This window comes from Enterobacter sp. B79-1 (assembly GCF_057444735.1).
Genome location: NZ_JBYAZJ010000011.1, coordinates 1 through 12,100, shown reverse-complemented (window position 1 = coordinate 12,100; position 12,100 = coordinate 1). Strand labels below are relative to the sequence as shown.

The 12,100-nt window shown below is 54.0% G+C and carries 10 protein-coding genes; 3 read left to right on the top strand and 7 right to left on the bottom strand.

The features are described 5' to 3' along the window. Positions 1 to 10 precede the first annotated feature (10 nt). From phnE to AC2T6E_RS21375, 5 genes are all read right to left on the bottom strand, one after another. Positions 11 to 790: a phosphonate ABC transporter, permease protein PhnE gene (gene phnE / locus AC2T6E_RS21395; RefSeq protein ID WP_120159832.1), complete on the bottom strand. Its 780-nt coding sequence runs from the start codon at positions 788 to 790 to the stop codon at positions 11 to 13. 102 nt (positions 791 to 892) lie between these two features. Beyond that, positions 893 to 1,909: a phosphonate ABC transporter substrate-binding protein gene (gene phnD / locus AC2T6E_RS21390; RefSeq protein ID WP_278435236.1), complete on the bottom strand. Its 1,017-nt coding sequence runs from the start codon at positions 1,907 to 1,909 to the stop codon at positions 893 to 895. A 23-nt stretch (positions 1,910 to 1,932) separates the two neighbouring features. Further along, a complete protein-coding gene (gene phnC, locus AC2T6E_RS21385; RefSeq protein WP_089598650.1) occupies positions 1,933 to 2,721 on the bottom strand; it encodes a phosphonate ABC transporter ATP-binding protein in 789 nt (262 codons plus the stop codon). 173 nt (positions 2,722 to 2,894) lie between these two features. Then, positions 2,895 to 3,326, bottom strand: a complete 432-nt coding sequence (gene yjdN, locus AC2T6E_RS21380; protein WP_089598651.1) for a VOC family metalloprotein YjdN — start codon at positions 3,324 to 3,326, stop codon at positions 2,895 to 2,897. A gap of 80 nt (positions 3,327 to 3,406) precedes the next feature. Then, on the bottom strand, positions 3,407 to 3,742 hold the full coding sequence (locus tag AC2T6E_RS21375; RefSeq protein ID WP_042719123.1) for a zinc ribbon domain-containing protein YjdM: 336 nt from the start codon (positions 3,740 to 3,742) through the stop codon (positions 3,407 to 3,409). 595 nt (positions 3,743 to 4,337) lie between these two features. Here AC2T6E_RS21375 and crfC point away from each other — a divergent pair. Together crfC and AC2T6E_RS21365 are read left to right on the top strand one after the other, a co-directional pair. Further along, on the top strand, positions 4,338 to 6,692 hold the full coding sequence (crfC, locus tag AC2T6E_RS21370; RefSeq protein WP_212474683.1) for a clamp-binding protein CrfC: 2,355 nt from the start codon (positions 4,338 to 4,340) through the stop codon (positions 6,690 to 6,692). Continuing rightward, on the top strand, positions 6,689 to 7,564 hold the full coding sequence (locus AC2T6E_RS21365) for a diguanylate cyclase regulator RdcB family protein (RefSeq protein WP_182401809.1): 876 nt from the start codon (positions 6,689 to 6,691) through the stop codon (positions 7,562 to 7,564). The genes crfC and AC2T6E_RS21365 overlap by 4 nt, the downstream gene beginning before the upstream one ends. A gap of 59 nt (positions 7,565 to 7,623) precedes the next feature. On the opposite strand, the gene kdgT is transcribed toward AC2T6E_RS21365, so the two are convergent. Beyond that, entirely contained in the window at positions 7,624 to 8,616 is a 993-nt protein-coding gene (kdgT, locus tag AC2T6E_RS21360) for a 2-keto-3-deoxygluconate transporter (protein ID WP_042719120.1), read from the bottom strand. A 647-nt stretch (positions 8,617 to 9,263) separates the two neighbouring features. On the opposite strand from kdgT, the gene proP reads away from it, so the two are divergent. Further along, positions 9,264 to 10,766 carry a glycine betaine/L-proline transporter ProP gene (proP, locus tag AC2T6E_RS21355; protein WP_089598654.1) on the top strand — a complete coding sequence of 501 codons (1,503 nt, stop codon included), beginning with the start codon at positions 9,264 to 9,266 and terminating at the stop codon, positions 10,764 to 10,766. 33 nt (positions 10,767 to 10,799) lie between these two features. On the opposite strand, the gene AC2T6E_RS21350 is transcribed toward proP, so the two are convergent. After that, complete coding sequence (locus AC2T6E_RS21350; protein WP_120159837.1) at positions 10,800 to 11,753, bottom strand: nickel/cobalt transporter; 954 nt, start codon at positions 11,751 to 11,753, stop codon at positions 10,800 to 10,802. Between the last annotated feature and the right edge of the window lie 347 nt (positions 11,754 to 12,100).

Genomic DNA, 12,100 nt, shown 5'->3' with positions numbered 1-12,100 from the left:
GCCTCGCTTCTCAGATGAAGTGCTTACGCAAACGTTGAGAGAGGAAATCCAGCAGGCTGACGGTGACGATGATGAGCACCATCAGGGCGCAGGTTTGCTGGAACTGGAAACCGCGAATGGCTTCCCACAGGGTGACGCCAATCCCGCCTGCGCCCACCATGCCGACCACGGTGGCGGAGCGGACGTTGGACTCAAATCGGTACAGGGAGTAGGAGATCAGCAGCGGCATCACCTGAGGCAGGACGCCGTAAAGGATCTCTTCGATTTTGTTGGCGCCCGTTGCGCGAATGCCTTCTACCGGGCCGGGCTCGATGGCTTCGACCGCTTCGGAGAGCAGCTTGGAGAGCACGCCTGTGGTGTGGATGAACAGCGCCATCACGCCCGCGAACGGACCCAGGCCGACGGCGACCACGAACAGCATGGCGAACACCATTTCGTTAATGGCGCGGCAGGCATCCATCAGGCGACGCATCGGCTGGTATATCCACCACGGCACGATGTTTTCGGCGCTCATCAGGCCAAACGGAATGGAGATAACGACGGCAAGGGCGGTGCCCCAGACGGCGATTTGCAGGGTGGTCGCCATTTCGCCAAGGTAGTCCTGCCACTGGCTGAAGTCCGGTGGGAAGAAGTCGGCGGCGAAGGTGGCCATGTTGCCGGAATCTTTGAAGAGCAGCAGCGGATCCATTTCCGCGCCCTTCCAGGAGATAACCAGCACCGCCAGCAGGATGGCCCAGCTGATGAGCGAGAACCAGCTGCGCTTTGGCGGTGGGAGGGTGATGGTTTGCATGTGTTACCCCGCGGGTCTTTGTGTGCCGGATGGCGCTACGCTTATCCGGCCTACGATCCAAAATGTAGGCCCGGTAAGCGCAGCGCCACCGGGCGAAAAGCGTTACTGCACCGCTTTATTCACGCTGGTCATTGCACCGAGCGCGGCGGTCAGGCGGTCGAGATCGTCCAGCTGGGCCTGAATTTCAGAGACTTTGCTGGTCTTCTCGTCTTCCTTAAGGCCTTTGTTGTCCTTCACGCCCTGCATCTGTTTGAACAGCGCCAGCTGGCGAATCGGAACCAGCTGCAGGTCGCTTGACGCGCGGAACGGTGCCCAGCCCAGATGTTCAAGAACCGCTTTCTCTTCCGGCGTTTTGCCGTAGCTCATAAAGAAGTCGTACACCTTCTCCTTGGTGCTTTCGGTGAGGTTTTTACGCCACACGATCGGGTCGCCCGGAATCAGCGGCGATTTCCAGATAACCTTCAGCTCTTTCAGCTTGTCCGGCGCGGAGGTCTTCAGCTTGTCGAGGTTTTCGGTGTTGTTAGTGGCAACGTCCACCTGCTTGTTGGCCACGGCCAGGGCGTTTGTTTCGTGGCTGGCGTTGACGGTGCGCTTGAAGTCGCTGGCGGAGGCGTTGTTTTTGGCGAAGACGTAGTAGCCCGGGACGAGGAAGCCGGAGGTGGAGTTCGGATCGCCATTGCCGAAGGTCAGCTCTTTGCGTTTGGCGAGCAGGTCGTTGAGGTTGTTGATCGGGCTGTCTTTGTTCACGATCAGCACGCTCCAGTAGCCCGGAGAACCGTCTGCCGCAACGGTCTGGGCAAAGACCTGGCCGTTCGCGCGGTCTACTGCCTCCATGGCGGAGAGGTTGCCGTACCAGGCGATGTCCACTTTATTAAAGCGCATCCCCTGGATGATGCCCGCGTAGTCCGGGGCGAAGAAGGCGTTCACTTTGATCCCCAGTTTGGTTTCCATATCTTTCAGGAACGGTTCCCACTGGGGTTTCAGGTTCTGCTGTGATTCCGTCGAAATGATGCCAAAGTTCAACGCTTTTTCCTGCTCCTCGGCGTAGGCCGGGCTTAACAGGGTGCTGATGCTGAACATGCTGGTGAAGGCCAGCGCGGCAACCGTTTTATAGCTCATTTCCATTCCTCGTTATGGGGACGTTAAGCAGCCTGCGCGTTCTCTTCGACGCGATTAATGCTGCGGTAGAGATGGTCAAAACGTTCGTTATCAAACTGATGGCTCGCGCCATCAAAGAACACGTGCCCCTGACGCAGGGCGACGATGCGCTCGCAGTAGCGCAGTGCGTAATCCACCTGATGCAGCGTCACCACCACGGTGATGCCGTCGTGCTGGTTAATGTCGCGCAGAGTTTCCATCACGATGCGCGCCGATTCCGGGTCCAGCGAGGCGATGGGTTCATCGGCAAGAATGATTTTTGCTTTCTGCATCAGCGCGCGGGCGATGGCGACGCGCTGTTGTTGTCCACCGGACAGGGTGGAGACGCGCTGGTGGGCAAAATGCGCCATACCGACGCGGGTCAGCGCCTGCAACGCTTCCTGCTTCTGAGAAGGGGAGAACCAGCGCAGGCAGGTGCGCCAGAACGGGGTGCTGCCGAGCGCGCCAATCAGCACGTTCTCCAGCACCGTCAGGCGGTTCACCAGGTTGAACTGCTGGAAGATGTAGCCCGTCTGGGCGCGGCTTTTGCGAATATCGCTCGCCAGACGGCCTGCACGCTGCACGGTGTTACCCAGCAGTTCGACGTGACTTTCCGGGGTTTTATCGCAGGTAATGAGGCCGCTTAAATGGCGCAGAAGAGTGGATTTGCCTGAGCCAGAAGGCCCGAGAAGCGCCACCATGTCGCCCTGCTGGACGGTCAGATCAACGGCATGCAGCGCCTTGTTGTGATGGAAGGTCTTGCTCAGTTTCTCGACGCGGATGACGGTTTGCATGGGCTGGGCCTCACAATAAATGTGGCCTCATGCTGGCGCATCAATATGACATTTGGGTTAAGTCTGGGTTGCGGGAATTTGAAGAGTTGAGGGGAGTTTGATGACAATCACCGTAGGCCCGGTCAGCGCAGCGCCACCGGGCGCTGTTGCCGGATGCGCTGCGCTTATCCGACCTACGATTTAACGACGTTAATCATCCACGGCACACCGTATTTATCGGTGACCTTACCGAAGCCGTGCGCCCAGAAGGTTTCCTGCCAGGCCATTTCGACATTTCCGCCCGCGGCAAGACTGTCGAACCAGCGCTTACCTTCTGCCACGTCCTGGGTGTCGAGCACCAGCGTGAACCCGGCGTATTGCGCGCTGCTGCCGGGCGGCAACCCGTCGCTCATCATGATATCGCTGCCCGCAATGCGAACGTTGGAGTGAGCGATGGCGGAATCCGGAAACTGCATGCCGGACGGACAGCCTTCTTCGCTGTTTTCGTCTTTTGGCATTTCGCCGAAGGTGATTTTATAGAGGAGTTCTGCGCCGACGGCCTGCTGATAGAAGGCGGTGGCCTCAGCACAGTTACCGGCGAAAGAGATGTAGGGACTTAACGGCATAATCATTACCTCAGGTAAGAGAAGCCCATTAAGTTTAGTTATTGTAGGCCCGGTAAGCGAAGCGCCACCGGGCGGATAAATCAGTTCTTTTTAACGAACTCAGATTTCAGTTTCATTGGACCGAAACCGTCAATTTTGCAATCGATGTTGTGATCGCCTTCAACCAGACGGATATTCTTCACTTTGGTGCCGATCTTCAGCATGGAAGAGCTGCCTTTCACCTTCAGATCTTTCACCACGGTGACGCTGTCGCCGTCGGCCAGAAGGTTGCCGTTCGCATCTTTTACGATGAGGGTATCGCTGTCCTGCGACGGCTCTGCGTCATTCCATTCATGTGCGCATTCCGGGCAGATGAACATGCCATTATCTTCGTAAGTGTATTCAGAATTGCATTTCGGGCAGTGTGGGAGTTGCATGTCGGTATCCTCAAAAAAGTGTTAACACGCTGGAAAGTGCCAGCTAAATGACGGCAGAGTGCCGAAAAAGGCGGCAAGTATAACGCAAATCCACACTTTTGTCGGTGCTATTGCATAATAAAAAAAAGGCAAAAATTGTGTGGCGAGTGACACTTGCTGTCAGTCAGTTAAGCGATGCTTGACGCATTAAGACGATGGAAAGAAATGATGCTAAATATATCGAATATTTTATTGCATCAAATTGCTACGCTCTTCCATTTCGGATAAGGTTAAGCAACAAGTTGTTATTTATCCACGTTCACCAACGCCATTCATCCCATGGTGGCGGGGAATTACCTCTCTTTTTAGGTGGGTAAATAGCAATGATATATCCTGATGTTTCCTGAAAATGAGCTACGCTTTTTATCTTTTGGCTTTCCGCCAAGGGGGCCGTTTTACGCGCCTTGCAAGGATGGTTATTTATTTCTTATTGCCATCAATTGGTTATATTTTGCGAACATGTTTTCCATACGTGATCATATAAGCCGAAACAGCATAATCAAAACAAAGTGGCTTAATAAAAGTAATAAATTTGCGTTAAGGAAAGGCTTTTATCATGCACACACAGACCATTTTTGAATTAAGCCAGGAAGCTGAGCGTCTGTTACAGCTCGCGCTACAGAATCTTGAGACGTTGAAATCAATGCCAGGTACGATGCTGGATAGCGCGACGGCCGCATTGAGAGGCGGTAATAATAATGTATTGCCTTTACATTTCAGCGCCCGTGGCGTCGATGCTCAGCAGGCGATGCTAAATAATGAATTGCGCAAAATAACCCGTCTCGAAATGGTATTGGCCATTGTCGGGACCATGAAGGCGGGTAAATCAACCACCATTAATGCGATTGTGGGTACCGAGGTATTGCCGAACCGCAACCGGCCAATGACCGCGCTCCCGACGCTGATCCGCCATACGCCGGGTCAAAAGGAGCCTGTACTTCATTTCTCGCATGTCTCTCCTATTGATGCGTTGATTCTGCAATTGCAGAAAAAGCTCTGCGATGACGATCGCGGTAAGCTGGCCCAGCGTCTGGAAATAGATAAAGACATGAATACCCTGCTGGAGCGTATCGAAAAAGGTGAGCCATTTGAAAAGCATCATCTGGGCGCAGAGCCGATATTCCATTGTCTGAAAAGCCTTAACGACCTGGTACGCCTTTCTCTGGCGCTGGGCGTGGATTTTCCGTTTTCCGAATACACGGCAATTGAACATATTCCGGTCATTGAGGTGGAGTTTGTCCATCTCGCAGGGCTGGATGCCCATCTGGGTCAACTGACGTTACTCGACACACCGGGGCCAAATGAAGCCGGACAGCCGCATCTGCAAAAAATGCTCAGCGAGCAGTTGGCTCGCGCCTCGGCTGTCCTGGCGGTGATGGACTACACCCAGCTCAAATCGATTTCCGATGAAGAGGTCCGTCAGGCGATCTCGGTGGCGGGTAAATCGGTCCCCCTGTATGCGCTGGTCAATAAGTTCGATCAGAAAGACCGTAACAGCGATGACGAGGAACAGGTCCGGGCGTTGATTTCCGGCACATTAATGAAGGGGAATATTTCGCCTGGGCAGATTTACCCGGTTTCCTCGATGTGGGCCTACCTGGCCAATCGTGCCCGCTATGAGATGGCTGCTAACGGACGGCTCCCTGACCATCAGGCGCAGCGCTGGGTGCAGGATTTTGCCGAGGCGGCGCTGGGACGTCGCTGGCGAACAGCCGATCTGGACGATATCGACCATATCCGTCACGCCGCGGACCTGCTGTGGGAAGACTCGTTGTTTGAACAACCCATCCGTAAGCTGATTTACGCCGCGTATGCCAACGCCTCGCTGTTTGCCCTGCGTTCGGCGTCCCACAAGCTGCTCAACTATGCGCAGAATGCCCGCGAGTATCTCGATTTTCGCTATCAGGGGCTGACCGTGGCCTTCGACGAGCTGGAGTTGAATATTGCCCGGCTTGAGGACGACATGGCGCTAATAAAAACGCGTCAGAGCGTGGTCAGCGATGAAGTGCAACACGAAGTTGAAGAGGCGCTTAGCGCAACAGATGAGTTCATGGCGCGGCAAAAGCACGCGCTGCAACAGGCGATTGGGCAGGTCTTTAGTCACGGCAATATCATGGGGGTCGCCGGTATCGATCCGCTGAATGTGCGAAACGACGCAGTGGAAGAGGCACATCATCTGGTGCTGGACGACGAAGGACAGGCGCAGGTTGTACTGAGTAAGATCAGCTCCTCTTGTGAACTGATTATGCTGGATGCGCAGGATAAGATCTGTCGAGAGCTGGCGTTGCGCTTCGATCAGCTGGAATCCACGCTGGCACGCTCGTTGAATGAGGCCATGCGCCCCATAGAGACGCGGATTAAAGCGCAGCTGAGCCATGCGGGTTTTCGGGCGCGGATCAGTTTCCCTGCGTTTCAGCCTAATCAGCTGAACTTCAACACGCGTGCGCTGTTTAACGATGCCATTGCGATGGATAGCCGTCCGGCAGGGCGAACCTCGGGGACGGGCAGCATGCGTGAAACCGTCTCGCGCTGGTTGAACAATCCGGGCTGGGGCTGGGAGGACGCTGTCGCGACGCGTACACGATACGTCATCGATATCGCGCAGCTTCATGACAAATTTAAGCAACATATCGACCAGTTTTGTGAACAAATAGGTAAAGCTTTGGCCGCGCAGGTCGATGTTTCTGTTACGGCAGGCATGGCGACATTCTTTGCGGAATTTTCATTATGCCTGACCGGGTTACAGGAAAGCTTGCGTGATAGCCTCGCAGTGCGTCAGCAAAATGAGCATTCGACACGAGCGCTCAGCCAGATGCTGAAGCAAAGTCTTACGACTGCAACGTGGATTCAGGAAGATACCCGACTGTTACGCGATGATATTCAAACCCTATTCGCGGCAGAGCAACCATGACAACACAGCTACTGGACGGTCCCGGGCGGACGCTGGAGTGTATTCATCCCAAATTTATGGTCGATCTGGTTCAGGGCGTGGACGCTGCGCGTCACCCCCATCTGGGGCCGCAGCAGCTGCAGTTTCGTGAACGTTTGACGCAGGAAATCATGACGCACACCCGGCTACGGCCGTGGGCGATGTCGGGAATGTTCACCGAAAATACGGCATTGCGGCTGGGGCTGGCGGAGAAGCTGGCCGGAATGCTCGATCCCGGCCATCTGGCACTGACCCGTATGTCCGATAAATTGCTGGCGCTTCGGCAGCAGACGAACCCGCGCACCGTTCAGCCTCCTGGTCTGATACAGCAGTATGAAGAACTCACCGCTCACTTTAGCCAGCGTGCGGCTTATAAAGAGAAAGCGCTGACGCAGCGTGGGCTCACGGTTCAGGCGGGTGAGCATAGCGAGCAGATTTTTACCCGCTGGCGTGCCGGTCAATACGACAGTTGGTCTTTGGCTGGCCGCTGTTACGTTGTTCTGGAAGAGTTGCGCTGGGGGCCGTTTGGTGATGCGTGCCGCCTGGCAAATGACGATGTGGCGGCCATGCTCAAGGATAACCTGCGCAGCATGGCGGCGAATTATCTTGCTCAGGGTATTAATGCCTCTCCCACCACCCGACACTTTTACCCTCAATGGCTGACAACATCCGCCTCCCCCGGTCTGATGGATTACAAGGATATGCTGGGCTGGTTGGGGGACTGGTGCCTGGCGGATAAACATCCGGTGTGCTGGTCGGTGACGCAGAGCTGGCAGACTGTCGCGCTGGGCATGCCAAGGCTCTGTTCGGCAAAACGGCTGGTGGAGGGGATGGTGGAAGAGATTTTTGGCTGATCCCTTCCCCCTCACCCTAATCCTCTCCCCGCAGGGGAGAGGGGATGGTTTGGTGCGGTTTAATGATTCATTTCTACTGGTTTCGGTTCAGGCTGAGTCTCTTGCACATTCCCGTAGCGTTTCGCATACAGCGCCGTGATGATGGGGACCAGAATCGCGGTGACGATCACGCTGGCGGCAACCAGCGCTGTGGCTGACGCGGCGACCGGTTCGAAGGCTGGGTTAATTTGGGCAATAATCACCGGGTTTGCGACGGCAGCCCCGGCGGCCGAAGACGCGGCGACACCCGCGGTTCCATTTCCGCCCCCAATCACGCGGTCAGCAATAATCAGCGGAATACCGGTGATGATGATGACGGCAACACCCAGCACAATACCCAGCAGGCCGGTATCCAGGATCACGTTCAGGTTGATCGTGTTACCCAGTGCGAAGCCAAAGAACGGGATCAGCACCGGCGTAGCTTTGCTGAAGAAGTCGCGTAAATCGTGATCCAGATTACCCAGCGCAAAACCGATCAGGAATGGCAGGATCGCACCGACAAAGTGGTGAGGTTCAAAGGAGGCAAGACCGGCAGAGCCCAGGATCAACATGGTCATCAGCGGGCCGGACTCCAGCGACATCAGCACGAACGCACCGGATTCTTCCTTGGTGCCGTACTGATTCATCAGGCTGGCATACAGGCCACCGTTGGTCATATCCATCGCTGACACGATGGCCAGCACGGATAATCCGGCAAAGAATCCGGTCTGAATGCCGTTCTCCGGAATGAACATCGCACAGATCATTGCAACAACCCAGGCGACGGCAATTTTTGTGATAACCAGTGTTCCTGATTTGCGTAATACCGTCCCCGTGGCACGTAAATTAATGGATGCGCCGATACAAAAGAACCATACCGCCAGAATCGGTACCGTTCCGCTAATCATGCCTTTTGTGAATCCACCAAAATAAGCACCGGTATTCGGTGCCAGTGTATTTAAGATCGCACCAAGTACCAGCGGAACCAACATCATTCCGCCGGGGATACGTTCTATTGTGGCTTTAATCTTCATGTTTAACCCTCGCATCTCGCCCCGCGTATCTGGCGGAAAGCTTCAAAAAAATAAATAAACAAATTCAATGGATTACCGGCCTTTTTGAGGGGCTAACTCGGTATCCATGCAATAAAATTAAATGAGTGTCTTCCGTTTCTTTTGTTCGAAAGCACTGAAGATGATGTTTGCGGATTTATGATGCGATCTTTGGAATTGCGATTCAATGAAAATAAAACAGTGTTTTAGTTATCTCGATCACATAATGAATGTAAACAAAGGATGCGGCATTTTATTATTAAAATTTATGTAAATCTGATGTGAAGGATTGTGGCTTAATCTTTTGCTGAGACCCGAATAATAACGTACGTAAGCATATTTTTTCGGCCGCTTGAGTAAGTACGCATTCGCAGGAATTGACAAAGTCTGACGTCATTTGACGAACAGGAAAAAGATATGTGAAGTTGATCACATATATAAACACTGGTAGGGTAAAAAGGTCATTAACTGCCCAGGCAGGCGTCAACAGGTTCGGTTGTATCGACGTGAAACGTCAATGTAAGTAAACCTGCTACGCTTGAATAAGGCGATTCGCATGGAGCGAATCCCAGGTTCACAGAACGCGAGTTAGCTGTGGAACGGACAGGGCTGAGTCTACGAGGAAAGCTATGCTAAGAAGGAAAAAGGTTAAACCCATTACGCTTCGTGATGTCACGATTATCGATGACGCAAAACTGCGTAAAGCGATCACCGCCGCCTCGCTCGGTAATGCGATGGAATGGTTCGATTTTGGTGTCTACGGTTTTGTTGCCTATGCATTAGGTAAAGTGTTCTTCCCCGGTGCCGACCCAAGCCTGCAGATGATTGCCGCGCTGGGTACGTTCTCCGTTCCCTTCCTGATTCGCCCTCTGGGTGGTCTGTTCTTCGGTATGCTCGGTGACAAATACGGTCGCCAGAAAATACTCGCTATCACCATTGTTATTATGTCGATCAGTACATTCTGTATCGGCCTGATACCGTCCTACGCCACCATAGGCATCTGGGCACCGATTTTGCTGCTGCTCTGTAAAATGGCGCAGGGCTTCTCCGTCGGGGGCGAGTATACCGGTGCGTCGATCTTCGTTGCGGAGTATTCACCTGACCGTAAGCGTGGCTTTATGGGCAGCTGGCTGGACTTCGGTTCGATTGCCGGGTTTGTGATGGGCGCAGGCGTCGTGGTGCTGATTTCAACCGTGGTGGGTGAAGAGAACTTCCTCGAATGGGGCTGGCGTATTCCGTTCTTTATCGCGCTGCCGCTGGGCATCATCGGTCTTTACCTGCGTCATGCGCTGGAAGAGACGCCAGCGTTCCAGCAGCACGTTGAAAAGCTGGAGCAGGGAGACCGCGAAGGGCTGCAGGAAGGCCCGAAAGTCTCGTTCAAAGAGATTGCCACCAAACACTGGCGTAGCCTGCTGACCTGTATCGGTCTGGTGATTTCCACCAACGTGACCTACTACATGCTGCTGACCTACATGCCGAGCTACTTGTCGCATAACCTGCACTACTCGGAAGATCACGGTGTGCTGATTATTATCGCCATCATGGTGGGTATGCTGTTTGTGCAGCCGATTATGGGGCTGCTGAGCGACCGCTTTGGCCGCCGACCGTTCATCATCCTCGGCAGTGTGGCGCTGTTTGCGCTGGCGATCCCGGCCTTTATTCTGATTAACAGTAATGTGCTGGGTCTGATTTTCGCGGGCCTGTTGATGCTGGCGGTGATCCTGAACTGCTTTATCGGGGTGATGGCGTCAACATTGCCTGCGATGTTCCCGACGCACATTCGTTATAGTGCGCTGGCGGCGGCGTTCAACATCTCGGTTCTGATTGCGGGCCTGACGCCGACGCTTGCCGCCTCTCTGGTGGAAAGCACGCAGAACCTGATGATGCCTGCTTATTATCTGATGGTTATTGCAGTCATTGGCCTGGCAACCGGTCTTACCATGAAGGAGACGGCGAACCGTCCTCTGAAAGGGGCGACGCCTGCGGCATCCGATATTCAGGAAGCAAAAGAGATCCTGCGTGAGCACTACGATAACGTAGAGCAGAAGATAGAGGATATTGACGCAGAGATTGAAGAGCTGCAGAAGAAACGCTCTCGCCTTGTTGATCAACATCCACGGATTAACGAGTAATAATGAAACCCGCCGCTGGCGGGTTTTCTTTTATTAGCATCCTGCGGCAATGTAGTCGCCGTTGGCGCTGATGGGGATCACCGTCAGGAACAGGACGGTGGCGAACAGAATCAGCACGATCCCTCCCGCGATTTTCACTATAGGGACCAGCCAGCTCAGCGTTGACCCGCCGCCGAAATACGCCACCGTGCGTTCACGGGCATAACGTACCGCCAGCGAGAGACCCATAATAGAAAGCGCTGTACCCAGTGACATGGTCATCACCGCGGCGATCCCCCAGGTGACAATGCCGAGCGCATTCGAGAACATCAGGATCATGATCGCGCCGCTGCACGGTCGCGCGCCAATCGCCATCACCACGCCCAGACGCGTTTTCCAGTCGCCTTTTGTCAGATCGCTTCCTACGCCATGATGACCACAACCGCAATGCTCATCATGCTGGTGGAAGGGCTTGATCGAGGAGATTGTCATTCGACGCGGACGCAGGCTTTTCAGTGCCTGATAAATCATATATGCGCCGAATGCGCCAATAAGGACGGCGCTGACCTTCTCTACATACCATCGGCTGGTGCTGATATCCCCCGAGGCGAGGTTAAACCCTATCGCCAGTATAAAGACAAAGAGTATGGCGCTGACGCCCTGCATCAGGCTGCCGAGAAACGGCACAACCCGGGCGGCCAATTCGCTTTCTTTATTTGTACTGAGATAGGTGGTGACAATGAATTTGCCATGCCCCGGTCCGATGGCGTGAAGTACGCCATAAAGGAAGGCACCGGTGAGTAGCCACAGACCGCCGCTGTACTGATGGTTATTCAGCTGGAGCAAGTACATCACCAGATAGCGATGTAAGGTGATCTGGGTGGCGAGGCACCACTGAATAAAGGCATTCCAGTGCGTATGGAGCGTAAAACCTGCAAAAAGAAGTACCAGCACCATCAGCCCTGCTGTGGGGATGCGCCAGTCACGGGTGAGACGTTGTGTGGTCATGGGAGGAGCCTGCAGGGGGAATATTTGTCGCTAGTATAGTGGATTTAAGGGACGACTGTGGATAAGTCTGTGTGTAAAAAGGTATAAGACGGGGTTTTGCTGTGTAATGCAGCAGTCAGTCATTTTTCTGTCATTTAGCGGTTGCGGCCTGCGGAGAACTCCCTATAATGCGCCTCCATCGACACGGAACATGTGAATCACTTCACAAACAACCGGGTCGGTTGAAGAGAAAAAATCCTGAAATAACGGGTTGACTCTGAAAGAGGAAAGCGTAATATACGCCACCTCGCAACGGTGAGCGAAAGCCGCGTTGCACTGCTCTTTAACAATTTATCAGACAATCTGTG

Excerpts from the sequence above, each read along its gene's own strand:
- proP (WP_089598654.1), top strand. The coding sequence starts at position 9,264 with ATGCTAAGAAGGAAAAAGGTTAAACCCATTACGCTTCGTGATGTCACG.
- yjdN (WP_089598651.1), bottom strand. The coding sequence starts at position 3,326 with ATGCCGTTAAGTCCCTACATCTCTTTCGCCGGTAACTGTGCTGAGGCC.
- AC2T6E_RS21350 (WP_120159837.1), bottom strand. The coding sequence starts at position 11,753 with ATGACCACACAACGTCTCACCCGTGACTGGCGCATCCCCACAGCAGGG.
- phnE (WP_120159832.1), bottom strand. The coding sequence starts at position 790 with ATGCAAACCATCACCCTCCCACCGCCAAAGCGCAGCTGGTTCTCGCTC.
- crfC (WP_212474683.1), top strand. The coding sequence starts at position 4,338 with ATGCACACACAGACCATTTTTGAATTAAGCCAGGAAGCTGAGCGTCTG.
- AC2T6E_RS21365 (WP_182401809.1), top strand. The coding sequence starts at position 6,689 with ATGACAACACAGCTACTGGACGGTCCCGGGCGGACGCTGGAGTGTATT.
- AC2T6E_RS21375 (WP_042719123.1), bottom strand. The coding sequence starts at position 3,742 with ATGCAACTCCCACACTGCCCGAAATGCAATTCTGAATACACTTACGAA.
- phnD (WP_278435236.1), bottom strand. The coding sequence starts at position 1,909 with ATGAGCTATAAAACGGTTGCCGCGCTGGCCTTCACCAGCATGTTCAGC.
- phnC (WP_089598650.1), bottom strand. The coding sequence starts at position 2,721 with ATGCAAACCGTCATCCGCGTCGAGAAACTGAGCAAGACCTTCCATCAC.
- kdgT (WP_042719120.1), bottom strand. The coding sequence starts at position 8,616 with ATGAAGATTAAAGCCACAATAGAACGTATCCCCGGCGGAATGATGTTG.